The organism is Bacillus sp. LR_5 (genome assembly GCF_042709275.1).
Genome location: NZ_JAVAXX010000037.1, coordinates 17,682 through 37,676 on the forward strand (window position 1 = coordinate 17,682; position 19,995 = coordinate 37,676).

A 19,995-nucleotide genomic window follows, 5' to 3' on the forward strand; every position below is an offset into this window, starting at 1 on the left:
GAAACCGCCGTATCAAGGACGTTGGCAACGCATCGGTACCGCAATAGGTGACGTTATTCAGCGCGATATTTTATTCATGGAAAAACATTTCGAAAAGTTAGTCGGACGTCCATGTCCGTTTAGTTTCGAGCGTAACGAAGACGGAACGCCGATGTTTGAGGACTTCGCGAAAAAGAATCATTTAATAACACATAATGGACAGTCGTTTCACCTTTTCGGAACATGTGACGGGATCATGCGCTATGTAACGGAGGACGGAGAAGTCTTACGCGTCGGCCTCGAAATCAAGTCGAAGCAAACCAGCGCGGCGCGGACGTCTTACTACTCGCTGAAAAAGCCGGACGAAAAGCACGTAAAACAATGCTACTCATACGCGGTTATGTATAACGTCGATCTTTACGTAATCCTTTACGTTAATGGTTCGAAGAAGGCGTGGGAATATGACGAAGGTGAGTTCGAAAAGTCGCCGGATATCCGTGCTTTCGGATTAGAGATCGGAGAGTCCGAGATTAATTCCGTTCTTGATAGATTCGCAGATATTCAGGCATCTATCAACGCAGGAAAGCCGCCGGAGATAGACCTTAACGGATGGACATTTAACAGTTATAAGATGGAATGTGCGAAATCGCTTACGGACGCAGAACTGGAGGACGTACGCGATAAAGTTTCACGGGTTATGCGATCGAATGTGTATCCGTCTACTAAGCAGCAGTACGCCGGAGCGCTAGAGTTTATCGAAAAAGTACGCAAAGGGGAGGCGGTTTGATGGCGAGTATTATAAAAGCGGAATTGGTAGCAAGTGTTAACCATGTAGCATTAAATCAGCGACTACAAAGCGTAATCGACGAATATAACGAACAAGGATTGCGTGTAGTTATAGAAGACAGTTATGCGGAATCTAGCCGTAGAGGGGGAAACAGTAGCGCCTACAGCGATTTAATCAGTCATGTTTTAGTGGTTGGTTACGATGAGTAGCGCCAAGACTATCCGCATCCTTGCGCTAGATATATCAACGAATCCAGGCTTCGCAGTCCTCGAAGTTAAGCGCCTAAAGTCTGGACCGCGTATCAACCTTGTTCACGTAACGTCTGTAAGCACGACAAGCCAATCGCCAGACAGCCATCGGTACTCTTACATCGAAGCCGCAACAACGATGGTTCTGCACGAATATGGGCCGTTTGACGTAGTTGTCCGCGAACATTTCACGGGCGGGCGCAATAAGCGATCGACACAAACCGTATTCGGAGCATGGGCGGTCATTGATATGGCGCTTGGTAAATACGGCTATAAGGCGGATGTGGAAATCACGCCGAAAACGGTTAAAAAGGACATAACCGGAAATGGTAGCGCATCAAAGGACGAAGTAGAGGCGGGCGTACGGCGTATGCTTGCGTTACCGGATGAATTTACGTTTCGTACGGATGATGAATCGGATGCGGTGGCGATTGGGCTTTCGTATATGGTTCGTGAAGGCGTAATAGATAAACCGAAGGAGTGATGCGAATGTTTAAAGAGAGATTTACGATGGCTGTTACGTATCTAAGCGCAGCGCTACTCGGCGCAGTGACCGGAGTATTAATCGTCAGTTCCGTGTTTAATATGTACGCACTTCTTAGCTTTCCGGTTATTGGCGCGGTAATCAAAGTCGGCATCGTTGGCGCTTTCTTAATCGTTATCTGCGCGGTGGTTATTGAATTCATTAACTGGCTGATCGTCGAGCCTTATCGCAATCGCAAGCGGATTCAGGCAGACGCCAAGCGCGAAACGGAGGGACCGGTCGAATGATGGGATCAGCGACGGACGCACAGCTACAGCAGATGTTACGGATTCATCGCGAAGGACTTGCCGAAGATGATTACGCAATCAGTCGGCATGAACGGCAGCTAATCGAATTGCGGATCGAAAGAGATCGTCGACTTGCGAATATAGCGGCACTGGAAGAAGAAATCGAGAGACGGAAGGGGTCGGTTAGATGACGTATTTAGCAATCGGATGTTTGGTCGCGTTATTTTTGCTCGCAGTAAGTGTGGACGTATCAGGTAAAAGCGTTAGCGCGAAGGTGGCGAAGATCGTATACGTTCTATTGGTCGCGATTCCTCTCGCGGTCTTGGTGGCGGACGTCGTATGCTAATCGCCTATTATTCGCGGACCGGCAACGTACGCCGATTCGTCACAAAGACCGGTCTGCCCGCCGTTGAAATAACGCCAGACCTAACGCTCGCCGAGCCGTTCGTTTGCGTGACTGGAACGTACGGATTCGGTCAAGTGGCGCGTCCAGTTGCGGATTTCCTTGCGGCTAATAGCGCGTACTTGGCGGGCGTGGCTGCGTCGGGCAATCGCAATTGGGGCGGCAATTACGCAAAGGCGGCGGATTTGATAGCGGCGCAATACGGCGTGCCGGTGATCGGGCGCTTTGAATTAGCGGGCACGGACGCAGATGTACGACAATTTATCGAAAGGGTGAACGCGCTTGACGAATTACATCGAACTTAATAACGAAATTATGCTACAGAAGGACGGCCGGTTCCAATTCGAAAAGGATCTCGAAGCCGTCCGCGCTTATTTTATTGACTACGTAAATCAAAACACCGTATTTTTCCACGACCTGGGCGAAAAGCTCGACTACCTACGTGATAACGATTACTACGAAACCGAATTCCTAGACGCCTATACGTTCGAAGAAATCAAGGCGGTCTATAAAGCGGCCTATGCGCACAAATTCCGATTCCCTTCGTTCATGAGCGCGTTCAAATTCTATAACGACTATGCGCTGAAGACGAACGACGGCAAGAAGATTCTCGAACGTTACGAAGATCGGGTCGCTTGCTGTGCATTGTTCTTCGCGGAAGGAGACGCAGCAAAGGCGCTGGAGTACGTCGATTTAATGATGCGCCAGGAATACCAGCCGTCAACGCCGACGTTCTTGAATGCGGGCCGGAAGCGTCGCGGCGAGTTAGTTTCGTGTTTCTTGCTCGAAGTTAACGATTCGCTTAACGATATTAGTCGTGCGATTGACATTTCGATGCAGCTCTCGAAGCTTGGGGGTGGCGTGTCACTTAATTTAACGAAACTCAGAGCGAAAGGTGAGGCGATCAAAGACGTAGAGAATGCGACGAAGGGCGTTGTAGGCGTTATGAAGCTGCTCGATAATGCGTTCCGTTATGCGGATCAGATGGGTCAGCGGCAAGGCTCCGGCGCAGCGTATCTCAACGTATTCCATGCAGATATTAACGATTTCCTAGATACGAAGAAAATCAGCGCAGATGAAGACGTACGCGTTAAAACGTTATCGATCGGCGTTGTCATTCCGGATAAATTCATCGAGTTAGCGCGAGAAGATCGGCCGGCTTACGTTTTCTATCCGCACACCGTGTACAAGGCGTACGGCCATCACCTGGACGAAATGGATATCGGCCAAATGTACGATAAGCTCGTCGATAATCCGGCCGTACGTAAAGAAAAGATCAACCCGCGGAAGCTACTCGAAAAGCTAGCCGTGTTGCGGTCCGAATCGGGCTATCCGTACATCATGTTCGAAGGCAACGTTAACGCGGCCCACGCGAACAATCACATTTCGAAGGTTAAGTTTTCGAACCTCTGTAGCGAAGTGCTTCAGGCGTCGCAGGTATCGGAGTACACCGACTATGGCGAACCGGACGAAATCGGACTCGATATTTCGTGCAATCTCGGCTCGCTCAACGTTGCGAACGTAATGAAAAACGGCGACTTCGAATCTATCGTCAAGCTATCCGTCGATGCTCTAACGCGTGTCTCTGAAACTTCGAATATCAAGAACGCGCCGGCCGTCGCTAGAGCTAACCGTGAGATGCGTTCGATTGGGCTTGGCGCGATGAATTTACACGGCTATTTAGCGCAAAACGGAATCGCTTATGAATCGGAGGAAGCGCGGGATTTCGCTAACGTATTCTTCGCGTTGGTGAATTATTGGTCGCTTGTGCGTTCGATGGAACTAGCGAAAGAAACCGGCAGCACGTATGAAGGCTTCGAGGAATCAACGTATGCAAGCGGTAGTTACTTCGATAAGTATATCGAAATTTTAGAGGATTCGTTCATAGATTGCGATCCAAAAACGGAGAAGGTTAAAAACCTATTCGAAGGAGTACGGATTCCTTCGCTTGTAGACTGGGCTAACCTTCGCGATAACGTTCTAAAGTACGGCCTATACCATTCGTACAGACTTGCGATTGCGCCAACGGGATCTATTTCGTATGTGCAGTCGGCTACGGCGTCTGTCATGCCGATTATGGAGCGTATTGAAGAGCGTACGTACGGTAATTCGAAGACGTATTATCCTATGCCGGGGTTATCGCCGCAAAACTGGTTCTTCTATAAGGAAGCGTACGACATGGATATGTTCAAAGTCGTCGATATGATCGCAACGATTCAGCAGCACGTCGACCAAGGTATTTCGTTTACGCTGTTCTTGAAAGATACGATGACGACGCGCGATCTGAATCGGATTGACTTATACGCTCATCATCGGGGAATCAAGACGTTGTATTATGCGCGGACGAAAGATACCGGCCAGGATTCGTGCTTGAGTTGCGTAGTTTAAACGAAAGGGGAGTCATCCGAGTGAAAATGGTCGATTTTATTGAACGGTATTTAGGTCTTCAGCTTCTCGATTGGCAAAAAGAATATATCCGAAACAAAGAAAAGGAGGACGAATAATTGACGAACGCAAACGCAATCCACACGGCGGCCGATTGGTCGCGCCACGAAGACGACTTTACGCAAATGTTTTACGCGCAGAACGTTAAACAATTCTGGCTTCCGGAAGAGATTTCGCTAAACGGCGATCTCTTAACGTGGAAGTCGCTAAGCCGGACCGAACAAGATACGTATATGAAAGTTCTCGCGGGCCTAACGCTGCTGGACACCGAACAAGGAAACACCGGTATGCCAATCATCGCGCAGCACATCGACGGACACCAACGCAAAGCCGTCCTTAATTTCATGGCGATGATGGAGAACGCTGTCCATGCGAAATCCTATTCGAACATATTTATGACGCTCGCGCCTACTGAAACTATTAACGAAGTTTTCGAATGGGTTAAGACCAACCCGTATCTGCAGCGGAAGGCGGCGCGGATCGTCGGTTTATACAACGCGATTGAACCCGGCGATGATATTTCGCTGTATAAGGCGTTGGTCGCTTCGGTGTATCTCGAAAGCTTTTTGTTCTACAGCGGCTTTTACTATCCGTTATATTTCGCGGGCCAAGGCAAGCTAACGAACTCGGGCGAAATTATATCGCTTATTATTCGCGATGAAGCGATTCACGGCGTTTATACCGGCTTGCTCGCGCAGGAAATCTATAACCGCCAAGCTCATAGCGTTCAGTTAGAATTACGCGATTTTGCCGTTGATTTACTGACGGAGCTATACGATAACGAAGTCGCATATGCCGAGGACCTTTACGATGCGGTCGGCCTGACGCACGACGTTAAACGGTTCATGCGCTATAACGCGAACAAAGCGCTGCAAAACCTCGCGTTCGATCCGTATTTCGAGGACGAAACGCCGAATCCGATCGTGATGAACGGACTTAGTACGAAAACCAAATCGCACGACTTCTTTTCGCAGAAGGGTAACGGCTATAAGAAGGCGACAGTCGAGGCGCTTAGGGATTCGGATTTTTATTTCGGAGAATAAGCGTCCGGACTGCGAACTTTATACGCATCTATTTATGAAGACGTTGTGCCAAACGGAAAGTTGATACGCAGTTATATATGAGGACGTTACGAAGGAGGAAACGAAATGAACGTAAATATAAAACGCTTATCGCCGGACGCTCAAACGCCGACCTACGCACACTCAACGGACGCAGGCTTCGATTTAGCGGCGTCAGAGGACGTAATTATCGAACCGGGCGCTACCGCGTGTGTGCCGACGGGCTTGGCATTCGAGATTCCGGAAGGGTACGAAATGCAGATCCGGCCGCGCTCGGGCATTACGCTGAAAACTAAACTGCGTGTGCAGCTCGGAACAGTTGACGAAGGCTATCGTGGCGAGGTCGGAGTGATTGTCGATAATATTGCGCAGAAGATCGGCGAAGAAGATACGAGATATCTTTTTGTTGATGGGGGCTGTGAGAACACCGAAAAAGCCGAGTTTTTCGATTTCAATATCGATGATTATCGTTATGGAAACGTGTATGTTCCTGACAGTACCTACAAAATCCGCAAAGGCGATCGCATCGCACAGGCGTTAATCAAGCCGGTCGAGCAGGCGGTGTTTACGGAAGTTGATGCGCTCGGCGATAGCGATCGAGGTGCGGATGGATTCGGGAGTAGCGGAGTTAGCTAGTAATCACACCGATTTCTCTTAATTTACTTTTTACAAAGTATTTAGCGACATCGCCAAATACTTTTAAGGAAGCACCTCCAACGGTTGAAATTACGTTTCTGGTACTTTCCCAAACACTTTTTTCGCGTATGTTATTTAAAAACTCATGACCTTCAAACGTCAGCTCCTCGGCTATATAACCAAGATTGTCCGAGGCACTACCGAAAATCAAGCCACCTTCGATCAGCTTTTTAAGCGTGTAGGCCACATCATCGGGGTCGTAATGTTTTGAATCTTCTAATCGGTCATACAAATCTTTAAAGCTTAATTTTTCCCGAAATCCTGTTTTTTCAATGGCAAGCAACGTTTCCCTAACAAGGTCAGGCTTAAGTTCCATACTAATCTTCCTTTCTATTCTTTTTCATGAAAATTATCTCATTTTATTGGTTGGGATGGAAGTTATTTTCTTATTTCTACATGTTTAAGGAGGAGAATAAATGAACGAAAAGATTAACGTACTCGACAACGGTTATGTCCGATTAACAAACGTAATGGGTTCCGACCTGTCCGTCGTTAACTCGGCCCGCGTTTCCTATGACAAGGAATCGACCGAGCTAAGCGAAAAGGATATCCGGCTTATTAAATTTCTTGCGCGAGAAGGTCATACGTCACCTTTCCGGCATGCAACGCTTCAGTTCGAAGTTTATGCACCGTTAATGGTTGCGCGGCAGCATTGGAAGTATATTGTTGGCTCCGATCACACAATGGACGCATGGAACGAATCGAGCCGGCGTTATGTTACTGAAGAGCCTACGTTTTATAATCCTGACTTCGATCAATGGCGGTCAGCTCCGGATAATAGTAAGCAAGGTTCTGGAGGAATTATCGACCTCGACCTAGGCGCTGAAGCAACGCATGAATTGTATCAGTATCAAGTCGATGGTTTACGGCTTTATGAAAACGCAATGAAGAACGGTATTTGCGCCGAGCAAGCGCGTTTATTTCTTCCGGCTTACGGAATGTATGTGCGGTATTACTGGTCGGCGTCGCTACAGTCGGTTGCGCATTTCTTAAACCAACGCCTGGGCCACGATAGCCAAGCCGAAATTCAAGAATACGCAAAAGCTGTCTACGCTCTAGCTAAACCGAAATTCCCCGTCAGTCTTGGCGAATTAGTGAAAACGGAGGTGTAAGCATCGGTATACTAACGAATCTAGCGATGTCAACGCAATTACTTACGAATCCAACCACCAAGCCACCGGAGCCACCACCGCCAGACCCGCCGCACATTACCGAAGAAGAGGCGGCGTTACAGAAGGCGGGCGCACGTATCCAGGCGCTTGAGGACGAAGTGGCAGCGTTAAAGGCGGAGGCCAAAGCGAAGCCCAAAGCGCGGTCAAAGCCGAAGGTAAATAACGAAAATGTTAACGAAAAGAAACCCGCGAAGCAAAACGCATGGCAAACGTTCGAGGCTTCGGCTTATACGGCGGATTGCCCCGAAGGTTGCAGCGGCGTAACAGCGACCGGCATAGACGTAACCGGAACGATCTACCACGCCGGCAAGCGCATCATAGCGGTCGATCCGTCAGTGATTGCGTTGGGCTCGACGGTTGAAGTAAAGCAGGCGGACGGCACGACGTTTGAAGCCGTGGCGCAGGATACGGGCGGCGCGATTAAAGGCGCCAAGATTGACGTATTAGTTGCGGACGAAGCCGACGCGGTACAGTTCGGACGGCAGTCGGTGCAGGTTCGCGTAATAAATTAACGGGAGGCGGAATAAATGACGGAAACTAACGCTAAAATCCACGTACTGGCTGACGAAACACTTGGCGGCATCAAGCGCGAATACGTAGAGGTCGATCGTAAAGCGGAGGTCGGCGATAAAATTATCACGGTAGAATCTTGCAAAGAATTCGAAGTGGGCGAAGTATTTACCGTTACAGAGCGTAATAGGTGGTATGACGGTACAGGAATAAGTGTCTACGAAACTGATATTGGACTGTATCATCATGAATACCGCGTACTTGAACCGACCGATATCGTTCATATTGGTGACAGACGCTACGAATTAACCGATCGCAAGGCGGAAGTGGGCGAGAAGGTCATGTACGTTGACGAGTCGGGAGAATCGTACGGAATCGTCACTGAGGTCATCGCGGCGGGCACCGGGGTGGTTGACGTTGCTGAATACGCAGAACCTAGCGGCGCTGTCGTTGTTGGTTTTTCACACGATCGTTACCGCGTACTCGTCCCGGTCGAATCTGCCGAAGCCGACGAACCACAGCCTGCCGATCCGATCGACGTTATCGCCAGTTTAGCGCAAGAGGTTGCGGAACTGAAGCGTACAGTCAGCCGTATCACTGACAACCTCGGATGGAACGAAATGGGTCCGGGTCGAATCGCTAATTTACGAAATGACGTTTCGGATATTAAGCGAGATATCGCTTCGCTAGAGGAGCAGGTCGCTCAAGATTGCGCTGAGAACGAGGAGACATACGATCATGTGTACGAGGAAATGAAGCGTATGAAAGACGAAATCGACACGCTGCACAAGGACAACCGGACGCTCGGCGAGGAATTGGCGCGGTTAAAAGAACCGGCTAAGAGCGAAAGTATTATCGAAAGCGCACCGTTTGTACTCGTTATTAATGAAGGACGAGGAGAATTCGACGTTTATCAACGAGGAAAAAAGATCGAAAATATTTCACGGCTGGAGATTGAAGCGTATTCTCGGGTGAGTAGTTCGATTGACCTCGAATTTAATGACGTTGGTGATCGCCCATGAAGCTCGCCCTAACCGCACCGTTACGCGCTGGCAAGTCGGAAGCCGCCGGTTATTTATCGCTCCATTACGATTTCCATCCGTTCGCATTTGGCGACGAACTTAAAGCCGCCTTCCACCGCGCTTTCCCTTCCGTACCCGAAAAGCCGAAGCCTCGCGCGTATTATCAAAAGTTCGGACAGTGGGCGCGAGAAGCTTTCGGTGAGGACGTCTGGGTTAACGCAACCATGACGAAGGTGGACGCTTACCTGGCGCGCTATAGATGCGACTGTGGAGGCGGCCTAGCGCCGATGCTTAAAAACCGCGTGCTTGTCGAGGACTGCCGGCAGCCAAACGAATATGACCGGCTGCGTGCCGAAGGGTTTAAGATCATTCGCATCACGGCGCCGGAAGACCTACGGATCGAGCGCGCAAGAAAAGCCGGTGATGACTTCGACTTGGCGGCGCTGAAGCATCCGACCGAGATTGCGTTATTGGATTTCGAAGTTGATTACGAAATTACAAACGACGGCACGATCGATGAATTATACACGAAACTGGACGCGTTGATGGCGGAGGTGGGCGTTAGGTGAAGAAGATTCCGAACCATAAGCCGAATCCGCAGGACGGAAAGTATTCATCGCGGTACTTATCGAGGAAGCGCGTTGTTTATTGGGGTGAGGCGGCTTATACCGTATTGACAAGTCCGCGTGATGCATCTCTACATCCCGGACCACTAACCGAAAGGAGCGAATATATGGGCGACTTTAACTTAACGCCGCAACAGCCGGCAAACGGACTTACAATACTCGAATTATTCTGCGGAGGCGGACTCGGCGCAATCGGATTCAAGGCGGCTGGCTACGATATTGTGAAGGCGCTTGATTTCGATAAGAATGCCGTTAAAGCTTATCGCCATAACTTCGGCGATCACGTTGAACAAGCGGATATTAACGCAGTAGATATCGATAGTTTACCGAATACAGACGTTATATTCGGAGGTCCTCCGTGCCAGGATTTCTCGGTCGCAGGCAAAGGCGCAGGCGCTGACGGAGAGCGCGGTAAGTTAGTATGGCGTTACCTCGAAATTATTGCGGCAAAGAAACCGAAAGCCTTCGTATTTGAAAACGTAAAAGGTTTGATAACGAAGCGCCACCGTCCTACATTCGATGCGCTTATCGAGAAATTTAACGAAATAGGTTACGAGATTAGTTGGCGCGTTATGAGCGCGTGGGATTACGGAGTAGCCCAGAAGCGTGAGCGCGTGTTTATCATCGGAATACGAAAAGACCTCGGATTCACATTCGAGTTTCCGAAGCCGTTAGAAGGCGATTATCAGACGAGAGTATTGCGGGATGTTATCGGGGATTTGCCAGAACCCGAACGTCAAGACTGCGGAAAGTATTGGACGCCAAAAAGCGAATACACATACGGCCAAGCTAATTGCGTGCAATTGCTAGATAAGCCGTCTAATACGATTCCAGCGTACCACAAAAGTGGACAGCCGATTCACCCAACGGAAGCGCCGCGCCGTTTCACCGTTCGCGAATGTCTCCGAATCCAATCTGCGCCAGACACTTACGTCCTGCCTGACGATATTTCTTTATCGGCGCAGTATCGGATTGTCGGAAACGGAATCGCTTCGCGTGTTGCGTGGTACATCGGAAGGGCGCTTGCGGATCAATTGGCGTCAGCGTCTAACTGAAACGCGTATGTATGCGATGGATACGCCAAATACGGCTGCTTGGACGCCTCGCCGTCGCCGATCAAGTAATAGCGTTGCGGCAGGCTATCGAAATCAATACCGACCTTACGCAAAAACGGAATGGCGGACACGTTGCCGCGCTTGTCGAACTTGAACGGCTTGACGTCCGGTTGGTTTACTAACTCCGGCTTGCCGACTACGATACGCTTTTCGTCCGCGTCATATGCGACCGCAAGATAAAACGGACCGTCCGTAGGCAGGCCGATAATACGGCGAGCTCCAGCCGAGATAAATAAACGGCGCTGTTTTTCGATAGTTATGTACGCTTTGAGGTTGCGCTCAAAGTCGTTAGATATCCACGTAAGAACCATAAACGAAACTCCTTTCGGAAGCGTTTACGTTAATCATAAACGAAATTAACGAAGGAGTCAACGAAAGGGAAAACGGCACTAGTTAAAATTTTTTTTCGAAAATGTTCATCGGAAAAGGAGTACAAAAAGCGAACGCCGCCTTTTCTTATACGACATCACTTTTTCGCAACTCCGTGGGAGGATGTCGCGATTACTAAATTGCAGACGGGAGGAATTACGAATGGGTTCAGTAAAAGTGGATCTACACCGAAAGGAACGCGAATTCGACGCAGCCTATGCGCTCGATAACGCAGAAGGCGTCAAGCTATTACTCGCCGATTATCAGAAGTTAGTCAGCCGTAAGCGTTGCGGAGATTACGACGCGGCAACGATTCTTATCGATATTCACAAGGCGCTCGAATTAGCGAATTTAACGGACCGCCAACGCCAGGCGATCGAGCTCGTTTACTTCGGCGAACTAACGCAAGCCGAGGCGGGTGAACGGATGGGCATTACACAACAAGCCGTCGTATTTCATTTAAACGCAGCTGTCGATAGTTTAACGGATGTTTATTATTACTGGGCGAGCCACGGCGAAGGCTACGCGATAAGGGGGACGAATTAATGGATAACGCTTTATTGCACGAAATGATTACGGAATTGCAGCTCGAAGTCAGGCGCGATTATAGGGCGGGAGGTCCGTTAGCTTGGCGCTGCGTTTCCGGCCAGCCGCAAGAAGGCGACCGCGTATTGGTTGATGGCGAAATTGTTGCGTATAAGGCCGATGAGCACGGCGCGCTTGGCTTGCGGTCCATTTATATCTCCGATCGTGTAGCGCGCCTAGAACGAATCACAGCGCTTACGGACGCTTATATGGACGCGACTGACAAAGAGCCGGACTCCATCGCGTTAGATCGCATGGCAGATCTCGTGCTTTTCGAAGAATTAACCGATACGAATAAAAACAAAATGAAGGCGGAATATCCGATCATGAGCGAACGCCTGGAAACGACGCGCAAGAACGGAGAGCGATCCGGCAAGCTGGCGGAAGAATACGATCAGAACGGTCGCAATCGTGCCGAGCCGAAGCGCCGTTCGCTATCGACCTACGAATCGATTTTCGTTGATGCGCGCGCCAAGTCGCTAAACAAACAACGCCGCAAGCGCTACAACGATTTCATTAGCGGACGTACGGACGGTCAGTTTACGGTCAATATCGCAACGGGCGAAAGGGTAGAGCATACGGGCGCATAGGCGCCTTTTTATTTATATATTTACGGAGGTGCGACCGGATGCAAAACGGTTATTATTACTGCTATTCTGCGAATCTATACGAATTCCTGCGCGACCACAACCAACGATATATCTGCGTAGGCTTAAACGAAAATACTTTACGGAAGTTTTGGCAATATGCGCGTACGCCCGAACTCGATCGTTTGTTAACGGAGTGGCAGCGCCGCAAGCCGGCTTAAGTCGAATATTATTTAAGTGGAGGACGATTATATGAGCGATAAAGCGAAGGCCCTACCGTTTGATACTGCGGCGGGCTATACGGGCATTCCTAACGTTATTCTTACGCATTATCAATACTTTCCGAAGCTGAACGGTAACGCCGTGTTGGTATACGCGTTTCTGCTGAAGTTTTATAATGCGGACTACGGCTACGCCTTTCCAACGCAAGAACAGGCGGCTAGGGCGCTAGCTATGAGCGATTCAACGTACCGTAACGCGGTCAAAACGTTAGTCCAGGCGCAGCTAATACAAACGGTAGAGAACGGAGGTGGCGCGAAGAACCTCGTCTATTATTTCCGAAAGCCGATCGAAGACGAAGCCGAGTTTTTTCGCATGTTTCCGGAGGCTGCCGAGAATAAACGGAAGCAGGACGCGATATGGTCGAATATAGGTGCGAAAAGGAAAGCTCGCGTAATATAACGAAAAAAGGACGCCCATTAAGGCGTCTTTATTTGCGTCAAAGCCACATATTAAACGAAGGTATCCGCAGCAATCCTTTCCGCGTCTTAAACCGGTGCTTAACGCGACACTTCAGCGGCTCTATATTCACGTATTTATCCGTTTCTTCTAGGTCCTTACGTTGCGAATGAAATCTCCGCCGTTCAGCATGCGGCATAAACTCCATAATTCCCGCGTAATTGCCGTCCTCATACGCAAGTGCCAGCGCATTATCTTCTTTGCGATATCCCGTAATCCACACGTCCGTATATTCGTAGTTTACGATCTTCAGCCAGCGGTCCGACCGTTTACTTTCCGCATAAGACGAATCAGCGCGCTTCATAACGATGCCCTCGATGCGATTCTGCCGCACTAACTCGAAGTAATCGGCCGCGTGTCCTCGTATGCCTTCGATAACCTTGACGTTAGGATGATCGATCGCGAGGTCTGCCAGCAGCGCCTTTCTTTCGTATAACGGCTTAGACGTAACCGCGACGTCATCCAACCGCAAGATATCGAACACGCAGAATACTATCGCGTGAAAACTTTTGCGCGACTGGAATCGTTCCATCATCGCTTCGAAATCGCCAGCGCCGGTCGGTCCAGGCACGATAAGTTCGCCGTCTAAAACTGTGCCGTCCGGTATTTGTAGCGTGTGGAGTTCGGGGAACTTAGCGGTGACTTCGTTGTTGTGGCGCGTGTAGAGGCGTATTTGTCCGTTAGTTTTAGACGCGATCAGACGGATGCCGTCGAACTTAGTTTCCGTAATGTAGTCGTCAGAGTCGAACGGGGCTTTACCGGACTCTAATAACATTGGCGAAATAAACAAAAAATCACCTCGTTTCAGCTGCGTATTACTTTAATGATATAGTAATAGTCCGCGAGAACGAAGTGATTTGGTGTTGGTAAGTTATCGCAATACCATTTCTTTGGTATCATATTCAAGATTAAAGCAAACTACTCCAATAACAAAATCAACAATCTCATCAACATGTATAGAATAGTTGTAAGGAGTTCTGTTAAAGTCTAGCGGCGATAACGGTGTTAGTTCCTCACTACTATTGATTTGAAAAACCACATAAACACCTTTAGTTCCTGGGTCAATTACTTGTATATATGGTACATCCTTATCAATAATGCCCCTGAATTCGGCTTCTCTATTACTCAAGTTGAAATAAAAAACTTCATTATTATCTTCGTCTGTCCTAAATTCTACTCTATTATCCGAAATCTCAAAAATATCAATAAAACGGTTCTCGAGTTTGATTAATCCATCTCTCAATCTCTTCATAACTTTGTGAATCATAAGCTTATTTTTGTGGTTTTTAATAAGTCGTTCCTCTAAGCGATCAATATTATTCACTATAGACCCTCCAGTTAAATATCCTTCTTCATCCCGCACCGCCGACACTCGCGCAAAAACTTCCCGTGCTTTACTGAGCTCTTAAACAGCGTATAGTCGCAGTTATCACAACGTCCTGCACGTACGTCCGGCATTTCCTTGTACTCGTACGTTATCGTCGTATCGTATCCCTTTGTTTCGTAGTCTTTTCCCTCCATTATCGCTAACCTCCATGTCTACTCGCGTTGTATAGGTAAATTATAACATGTATCGGCAGGGAGAGAACGCCTAAAATGAGCGCTAGCATCAAATTCCCACGAAATCTAAACGAAAGAGCCGCTTTAGCGCCGATCAGGTACGCTAAGTACCCCGTAGCTTAAAACGGCTCACACACGCTTATTTCACGTTAAAACGCGCTGACTCAAAAGTCCCGATATAATGGCGCTTGCCTGAATCCGTATAACAATCGATCTGGATCACGTAGCTTCCGGCGCCAGTTTTACCGCGAATCGACTTTACGCTAAACGACTTCAGCGGCGTTGCGGTCTTAAAGCTTCCGCGCTGCACCAAACCCGTATCGGTCAGCCCGCCACCTGAGCGCTTTTTATAAACGCCGGCCGTATAATAAAGCGTGGCCGCGCCTTTCTTTTCGGCTTTCCAATCGACCGTCTTTGCGCTGCTTGTGTACGTAGTCGCATCCGTATAAACGCGCGCTTTATGTCCGAACTTTTCCGTCTGCCATCCCGACCATGCTGCGTCTGCTTGCGGTGCTAAGGCGATAGTACACGCGAGCAAAGCCGCGGTGATTACGATTGATTTAAATAAACGTTTCATACGATTTCCTCCTCGACCTGTAGGCGCGCTCCACACGTAGGGCAGCACGTGTCAGGCTCTATTTTTACGTCAAGTCTTGCGTAATTACATTCGTTACAAGCGTATTCAATCATCGTTAATAGCCCCCGTTTCGACTTCGATCCGATAGCCGAAATATTGTAACATCGAATTGATCCCAATTTGGTAAGCGCGCCCACATCGACCGAAATTGGCGGCGGGGCGCTCGTATAGATCGAGGATCTGCGCTTCCTGCTGCGGTGTAAGTGCCGGTGTGTCCGACCATATTTTACGAATCATAAGCTGCTGCATACCGTTATCGCCTCCGTTTGAGTGCGACGACCAGGCCCGCGATTGCAACGATCAGGGCCGCCGCCGTAATTACGATTGATAAAGCTGTTATCATGGCGCGCTCGCCTCCTTGTATTTTCGTTTTTGATACGGTACTATAGGAGACACGGGGAGGACTCTCACATCTATCCCCGTATCAACGTTTCTGGCGCTAGTCGTTTTTGCGATTAGCGTTTTTTGCGTTAACACAGGCGGTTGCCAAATTCGTTAGCGCAATGACGAAGTTTACTATCGCCGTTATAATTAGTACCGTTTCCGCGTTCAATTCGTTTTTCCCTCCTTTCTATAATTCTATTATGCGCTAGCGCATAGAAAATGTCAAGTTAAATCGGAATATTTTGATATTCTACGTCAGTTTGATTCAGCGCGAGAGATCCGGCTATTTTATTACCGATGACTCGCGAATTAATAGATTCGGAGGTCTTTATCGGATTATACAACGCGAAAGAACTAACGGAATAAACAACGTTTTCCTTTACTAACGCGCCGTCGGTGTTTTTCGTTTGGATTCCATAGCCGCCGGAAGCTGTTCGATTAAACGTTATATCATTACCGGATATCTCGTGTTTTTTACCGCCGATAACGTAAATCGGTATCAAACACTTCGCGTTAGTTATATCGTTGTCTTTGATGCGTACCGTACGACCTTCGGCGCTTTCTCCGTATATAGCCATATTTGTTGGTGTAGGAATTCGATTGTCTTTAATAAATACGTCGCTGCCTTTATCGAAAGCTATAGCGTAAGCCACAGCGCTAGGATACTCTGTAAGATCGACGTCATTATCGAATACTTTCGTGGACGACCTCGTAATTACGAAGCCTTGTTTGCTTCGCTTTATATCATTCGACTTTGCTTTAACGTTGGTAGAATCAATGATCTCCATCGCGGTGATATCCGAGTCATTTAATTCGTTACCTTCGAACGTTATATCTCTAGAATTGCGCGCGCAACACAGCTTTCCTGGACAGTGGTTTACGGTATTATCCGAGAATTTAACGTTCTTGGCTTCGAATGTGGCTAAGGCAATACCGTCCACGCTTAATTCTGAAATCGTATTGTCTGAAACGGTAACGTCAGCGCCGCGAACATCTATACCACTGCTGAAGCCTTTTATCGTATTACCGGAAATGGTTGCGTTATTTCCTATGAAACCCGCCGAAACACCGAGCCCAGCAATCGCAGTGTACTTCTTATCCTTGCGAACGAAAATATTATTTTCGATGTTTGTATCGGTTCCGTAGCCGTAAGAGATCGTATTGTCCGAATGGTTTCCGGATATAACAACCTCATACCCGCTGAAGTTACATACCGACTGTGCCACGTTGCCCGCGAAGGTATTATTCGTTATTTTCACGTTGCGCGGTTCTTCGTAATCAATGTCGCCTTCACCGTAGCCTTCGATGTCAATGCCGAACATTGGCATACAACCATCGTTTATGCCTGCGTTGGTAATTTCGTTATCTTGAATCTTAACGTCCTCGCCGCCTGTTACCGATATGTTATTACGGCGTGCTCCGTCTAACTTGCAGTTCTTAATCGTTATATTGCGAGCAGGGCGGTAAGTCGTCCACGAAACATTAAGCATGCCTTGCGCGTTAACCATAATGCAGTCGCCCGTACAGTCGGCAATATCAACGCTTTCAATCACGACATTCCTAGAGCCGTGTACGTTTATTCCGTAACCCCATTCGTGCGTTTCTTTCTTTTCGAAGTCACCGTGACCGGTAAAGTCGTGCTGATAACGTTCACCGCGTATCTTGCCGCCTCTTATCGTTACGTTAACGACCTCACCGATATAGAAGCATGAATACCCAAACGATCCATTCGGCGCGACTCGGAATTCGGCTTCCGGATGCAAATTCAGCGTCATATTGGACGGTACGATAATACCGGCGTGTTCTTCCGGCTTTAATGCGGATTCTTCGTTAACACCGTCGATCAAATAAACGCCTTTCGGAATATCTATCTCGCAAATGCCCGCCTCTGATGCGTCCTTAAGTGCCTGATTAAAGCCCGCCGTAGTTGCAGCCGCCTCTGTTCCATCGCAGTAAATACCGTACTTTTCGACTTCCAACGTATATCGCATCATTATTCGTTACCTCTAACGTTATAATTTTCGTTAATGAATTCCGACAGCAATCCGGTAAATTTATAGAACGTCGCGGTTTCGGTTCCAGCGCGTCCAGTAAGCGAGAACGTTCCGAACATACTCTTACGCAATCCGGTGCTAAGTTCCAGCTGTAGACTTTCGCCGGTTACGCACTTATTCGCTATGTTCGCAGCACTGGCGCCCGCAAAGCGATGTCCTTCGCCTACGAGTTCGGCGCTAAAGCCGGCGGCATTCAATCGGTCTACTAACACCTGGCCGCGTATAGGATCGGTGCCGCCTACGATAATGTGCTCGGCGCTGTCGCTATAACCGTGAAGCGATATAACGCGTTGGTGTCGCGTAACCAGGTCAAGCGCGGTCGGTTCGTCGAAGTGAGTGCTCGTGATGTGTAGGTCGAATCCGTTCGGCGTCTTAAGCGAGTCGAAAAGGTACGTTGAATAGTCGTTGCTGAGTTCGCGAGCAAGTTCGCTAGTTCCACCTTCAATACTTCCGCCGTGTGGCGCGAGTATCAAAACGGGCGTGGCGCGGTCGGTCGTGAATATGTTGTAGTTCGTCTGGGGTTCGTTAGCTTGGAGTTCGGCAAAGTTGCGGTAAACATCGGTGGCTTGCGCGGTGACTGTGGTGAATGCGGATATCATTGCGCATAGAATAAACGCTGTGATATACTGGAAGTGCTTCGCTCGATTCGGACGGTGCAGCTTTGCTTTGGTCGGTGGGGCTGCGCCTCCGTTTCGTTCTAAAATCGCCTTATTCAGTTTTTGTGTTTCGTTAATCATTTCGTTACCCCTCTCGGATTTTATTAACGAGGGCCCTTCGTTACTCTAAACTATACGCTAGAGCATAGACTACGTCAACAGTAATTGCGGAAAAATATTCTCTGGCGTATAATTAGAGCAGAGGTGATCGAAATGAAACTTACGGTAAAACCTCGTCTTGGCGAGCTGCTTTCGAAGTTAGGGTGGTCGCAATCCGAATTATCACGGAGATCCGGCGTATCTCAATCGTCGATTTCTCGGTTCGATAATTCCGAAAGGCATTACGATTGGCATGTCGCATCGATAATGAAAGCAACCGGAGCCAAATACGAAGAATTATTCGAAGTAAAAGAAACGGAAGAGGGCGTCGAGTAAATCGGCGTCTTTTTTTTCGTCTTGAAATTCGGATTCGAGTTGGTATAATTATCCTATCGATATAAGTTCGGGAATTCCCGAACCGAAAGGGTGGACGAAATGACTCCGAAAATGAGCGTTATTATACCGGTATACAATGGCGAAAAGTACCTGCGCGAATGTTTAGACAGCGTGCTCGGCCAGACGCTGAAGAATATCGAAGTTTTAATCGTAGACGACGGTTCGACCGATTCAACGCGCAATATTTTACGATACTACGAAGCCATTGACGAACGTGTCAAGCCGATCTACCAAGCGAATCAGGGACCGGCCACGGCACGCAATAATGCGCTTAAACAAGCGCGTGGAGAATTCGTAGCGTTTATCGACGCCGACGATTGGATCGAGCCGGAATGTTACGCAACAATGTACGAGGCCGCCGTCGCAAACAACGCCGATATTGTATTTACGGATATCTGCTGGGATTACGAAGATCTAACGAAAAGCTATACGAAAAGTTATCGCGCAAAAGCAAATACACCGCTAGACCGTGACGCGATAAAGGCGGAAATACTGACGGACTTTTTGTATAACGGATCGTACGGCGGCGTATGGAAGGTAATCCGCAAGAGTTTAATAGATACGTATGACCTAACGTTCCCTGACGGCAAGTATCTCGGCGAAGATTGGTTGTTTAATATGGACGCGTTTACGTACTGCCAGACGGCTTATTATATCGATAAACCGCTGTATCATTACCGGCAAATAAACGACGAGAGTTTGATGCGCAAATACAACCCGCAGCTATTCGATTCTTACATAAACGGCAATACGCTGGAGACGTACGCGAAACGGTGGGGTTTGTACGACGAAAAGGTTGCGGTTGATCTGGCGCGGCGGAAGTGTTATATCGCGGTGAACGGGTGTATACAGAACGAATTCAAGCCGGGTTGCGATAAAGGGATGCGCGAAAAGTTAGCGTTGATTGAGCGCATAGTCGAGCATCCGAACGTAGGAAAGGCGGTTGAGATCGCGTTGCAGCACGAGGAAAGTTTGGCGCGGCGGATTTACCTGGCGATGCTTAAGAGAAAGGCGGTATTCGGGTTATTTTTGGCGGGGAAAATACTGTCAATGCGGTCATAGGCGGATTTGTCCGGTGATTTTCACTGGATCATA

28 protein-coding genes are annotated in these 19,995 nt (G+C 48.5%); 19 read left to right on the forward strand and 9 right to left on the reverse strand.

Annotation, left to right across the window (positions count from 1 at the left end; all coding sequences use genetic code 11):
- Positions 1 to 76 precede the first annotated feature (76 nt).
- The 9 genes from RAC86_RS10800 (at position 77) to RAC86_RS10840 (ending at position 6,330) form a co-directional block, all read left to right on the forward strand.
- Positions 77 to 766 (forward strand): hypothetical protein, encoded by a 690-nt coding sequence (locus tag RAC86_RS10800; RefSeq protein WP_377885601.1) that lies wholly within the window; start codon positions 77 to 79, stop codon positions 764 to 766.
- Entirely contained in the window at positions 766 to 975 is a 210-nt protein-coding gene (locus RAC86_RS10805; protein ID WP_377885602.1) for a hypothetical protein, read from the forward strand. Before RAC86_RS10800 ends, RAC86_RS10805 begins: the two co-directional genes overlap by 1 nt.
- Positions 968 to 1,498 carry a crossover junction endodeoxyribonuclease RuvC gene (locus RAC86_RS10810; RefSeq protein ID WP_377885603.1) on the forward strand — a complete coding sequence of 177 codons (531 nt, stop codon included), beginning with the start codon at positions 968 to 970 and terminating at the stop codon, positions 1,496 to 1,498. Before RAC86_RS10805 ends, RAC86_RS10810 begins: the two co-directional genes overlap by 8 nt.
- The gene (locus tag RAC86_RS10815) at positions 1,498 to 1,785 is read left to right on the forward strand and encodes a hypothetical protein (protein WP_377885604.1); all 288 of its coding nucleotides are present in this window, start codon (positions 1,498 to 1,500) and stop codon (positions 1,783 to 1,785) included. Before RAC86_RS10810 ends, RAC86_RS10815 begins: the two co-directional genes overlap by 1 nt.
- 187 nt (positions 1,786 to 1,972) lie before the next feature.
- Positions 1,973 to 2,131 (forward strand): hypothetical protein, encoded by a 159-nt coding sequence (locus RAC86_RS10820; protein ID WP_153952087.1) that lies wholly within the window; start codon positions 1,973 to 1,975, stop codon positions 2,129 to 2,131.
- Complete coding sequence (gene nrdI / locus RAC86_RS10825; RefSeq protein WP_377885605.1) at positions 2,125 to 2,493, forward strand: class Ib ribonucleoside-diphosphate reductase assembly flavoprotein NrdI; 369 nt, start codon at positions 2,125 to 2,127, stop codon at positions 2,491 to 2,493. Before RAC86_RS10820 ends, nrdI begins: the two co-directional genes overlap by 7 nt.
- 10 nt (positions 2,494 to 2,503) lie before the next feature.
- Positions 2,504 to 4,576, forward strand: coding sequence for a class 1b ribonucleoside-diphosphate reductase subunit alpha (nrdE, locus tag RAC86_RS10830; protein WP_377885623.1), 2,073 nt, complete (start codon positions 2,504 to 2,506; stop codon positions 4,574 to 4,576).
- Between the two features lie 134 nt (positions 4,577 to 4,710).
- On the forward strand, positions 4,711 to 5,676 hold the full coding sequence (nrdF, locus tag RAC86_RS10835) for a class 1b ribonucleoside-diphosphate reductase subunit beta (RefSeq protein WP_377885624.1): 966 nt from the start codon (positions 4,711 to 4,713) through the stop codon (positions 5,674 to 5,676).
- 105 nt (positions 5,677 to 5,781) lie between these two features.
- Positions 5,782 to 6,330, forward strand: coding sequence for a dUTP diphosphatase (locus RAC86_RS10840; protein WP_377885606.1), 549 nt, complete (start codon positions 5,782 to 5,784; stop codon positions 6,328 to 6,330).
- Here RAC86_RS10840 and RAC86_RS10845 read toward each other — a convergent pair.
- Positions 6,323 to 6,706, reverse strand: coding sequence for a DUF2513 domain-containing protein (locus RAC86_RS10845; protein ID WP_195880276.1), 384 nt, complete (start codon positions 6,704 to 6,706; stop codon positions 6,323 to 6,325). The genes RAC86_RS10840 and RAC86_RS10845 overlap by 8 nt on opposite strands.
- Positions 6,707 to 6,806: 100 nt before the next feature.
- Between RAC86_RS10845 and thyX the strand changes: the two genes are divergently transcribed.
- From thyX to RAC86_RS10870, 5 genes are read left to right on the forward strand one after another with little or no spacing between them, the layout of a single operon-like run.
- The gene (thyX, locus tag RAC86_RS10850) at positions 6,807 to 7,502 is read left to right on the forward strand and encodes an FAD-dependent thymidylate synthase (protein ID WP_377885607.1); all 696 of its coding nucleotides are present in this window, start codon (positions 6,807 to 6,809) and stop codon (positions 7,500 to 7,502) included.
- A 26-nt stretch (positions 7,503 to 7,528) separates the two neighbouring features.
- Positions 7,529 to 8,074 (forward strand): 3D domain-containing protein, encoded by a 546-nt coding sequence (locus RAC86_RS10855; RefSeq protein WP_377885608.1) that lies wholly within the window; start codon positions 7,529 to 7,531, stop codon positions 8,072 to 8,074.
- A gap of 15 nt (positions 8,075 to 8,089) precedes the next feature.
- Positions 8,090 to 9,094 carry a hypothetical protein gene (locus RAC86_RS10860; RefSeq protein ID WP_377885609.1) on the forward strand — a complete coding sequence of 335 codons (1,005 nt, stop codon included), beginning with the start codon at positions 8,090 to 8,092 and terminating at the stop codon, positions 9,092 to 9,094.
- A complete protein-coding gene (locus tag RAC86_RS10865; RefSeq protein WP_377885610.1) occupies positions 9,091 to 9,663 on the forward strand; it encodes a nucleoside/nucleotide kinase family protein in 573 nt (190 codons plus the stop codon). Before RAC86_RS10860 ends, RAC86_RS10865 begins: the two co-directional genes overlap by 4 nt.
- Positions 9,660 to 10,775: a DNA cytosine methyltransferase gene (locus tag RAC86_RS10870; protein ID WP_377885611.1), complete on the forward strand. Its 1,116-nt coding sequence runs from the start codon at positions 9,660 to 9,662 to the stop codon at positions 10,773 to 10,775. Before RAC86_RS10865 ends, RAC86_RS10870 begins: the two co-directional genes overlap by 4 nt.
- Here RAC86_RS10870 and RAC86_RS10875 read toward each other — a convergent pair.
- Positions 10,751 to 11,146: a hypothetical protein gene (locus tag RAC86_RS10875; RefSeq protein WP_377885612.1), complete on the reverse strand. Its 396-nt coding sequence runs from the start codon at positions 11,144 to 11,146 to the stop codon at positions 10,751 to 10,753. The two genes, RAC86_RS10870 and RAC86_RS10875, sit on opposite strands and share 25 nt — an antisense overlap.
- 220 nt (positions 11,147 to 11,366) lie before the next feature.
- On the opposite strand from RAC86_RS10875, the gene RAC86_RS10880 reads away from it, so the two are divergent.
- From RAC86_RS10880 to RAC86_RS10890, 3 genes are all read left to right on the forward strand, one after another.
- On the forward strand, positions 11,367 to 11,750 hold the full coding sequence (locus tag RAC86_RS10880) for a sigma factor-like helix-turn-helix DNA-binding protein (protein ID WP_377885613.1): 384 nt from the start codon (positions 11,367 to 11,369) through the stop codon (positions 11,748 to 11,750).
- A complete protein-coding gene (locus RAC86_RS10885) occupies positions 11,750 to 12,379 on the forward strand; it encodes a hypothetical protein (protein WP_377885614.1) in 630 nt (209 codons plus the stop codon). The genes RAC86_RS10880 and RAC86_RS10885 overlap by 1 nt, the downstream gene beginning before the upstream one ends.
- A gap of 249 nt (positions 12,380 to 12,628) precedes the next feature.
- Complete coding sequence (locus tag RAC86_RS10890; RefSeq protein WP_232567207.1) at positions 12,629 to 13,057, forward strand: helix-turn-helix domain-containing protein; 429 nt, start codon at positions 12,629 to 12,631, stop codon at positions 13,055 to 13,057.
- Between the two features lie 37 nt (positions 13,058 to 13,094).
- Here RAC86_RS10890 and RAC86_RS10895 read toward each other — a convergent pair whose 3' ends face one another.
- The 7 genes from RAC86_RS10895 to RAC86_RS10925 all read right to left on the reverse strand — a co-directional run bounded on the left by RAC86_RS10895 (position 13,095) and on the right by RAC86_RS10925 (position 18,486).
- Positions 13,095 to 13,904: an ATP-dependent DNA ligase gene (locus RAC86_RS10895; RefSeq protein WP_377885615.1), complete on the reverse strand. Its 810-nt coding sequence runs from the start codon at positions 13,902 to 13,904 to the stop codon at positions 13,095 to 13,097.
- A gap of 81 nt (positions 13,905 to 13,985) precedes the next feature.
- Entirely contained in the window at positions 13,986 to 14,438 is a 453-nt protein-coding gene (locus tag RAC86_RS10900) for a hypothetical protein (RefSeq protein ID WP_377885616.1), read from the reverse strand.
- Between the two features lie 14 nt (positions 14,439 to 14,452).
- The gene (locus RAC86_RS10905) at positions 14,453 to 14,635 is read right to left on the reverse strand and encodes a DUF8096 family protein (protein ID WP_377885617.1); all 183 of its coding nucleotides are present in this window, start codon (positions 14,633 to 14,635) and stop codon (positions 14,453 to 14,455) included.
- Positions 14,636 to 14,813: 178 nt separating this feature from the next.
- The gene (locus RAC86_RS10910; protein WP_377885618.1) at positions 14,814 to 15,251 is read right to left on the reverse strand and encodes a hypothetical protein; all 438 of its coding nucleotides are present in this window, start codon (positions 15,249 to 15,251) and stop codon (positions 14,814 to 14,816) included.
- 105 nt (positions 15,252 to 15,356) lie between these two features.
- The gene (locus tag RAC86_RS10915) at positions 15,357 to 15,560 is read right to left on the reverse strand and encodes a hypothetical protein (protein ID WP_377885619.1); all 204 of its coding nucleotides are present in this window, start codon (positions 15,558 to 15,560) and stop codon (positions 15,357 to 15,359) included.
- A gap of 362 nt (positions 15,561 to 15,922) precedes the next feature.
- Positions 15,923 to 17,674, reverse strand: coding sequence for a right-handed parallel beta-helix repeat-containing protein (locus RAC86_RS10920; RefSeq protein ID WP_377885621.1), 1,752 nt, complete (start codon positions 17,672 to 17,674; stop codon positions 15,923 to 15,925).
- A gap of 14 nt (positions 17,675 to 17,688) precedes the next feature.
- A complete protein-coding gene (locus tag RAC86_RS10925) occupies positions 17,689 to 18,486 on the reverse strand; it encodes a poly-gamma-glutamate hydrolase family protein (protein ID WP_377885622.1) in 798 nt (265 codons plus the stop codon).
- 132 nt (positions 18,487 to 18,618) lie between these two features.
- On the opposite strand from RAC86_RS10925, the gene RAC86_RS10930 reads away from it, so the two are divergent.
- Positions 18,619 to 18,840: a helix-turn-helix transcriptional regulator gene (locus RAC86_RS10930; protein WP_153952108.1), complete on the forward strand. Its 222-nt coding sequence runs from the start codon at positions 18,619 to 18,621 to the stop codon at positions 18,838 to 18,840.
- Between the two features lie 111 nt (positions 18,841 to 18,951).
- The gene (locus tag RAC86_RS10935) at positions 18,952 to 19,962 is read left to right on the forward strand and encodes a glycosyltransferase family 2 protein (protein WP_377885626.1); all 1,011 of its coding nucleotides are present in this window, start codon (positions 18,952 to 18,954) and stop codon (positions 19,960 to 19,962) included.
- The last annotated feature ends 33 nt before the right edge of the window (positions 19,963 to 19,995 follow it).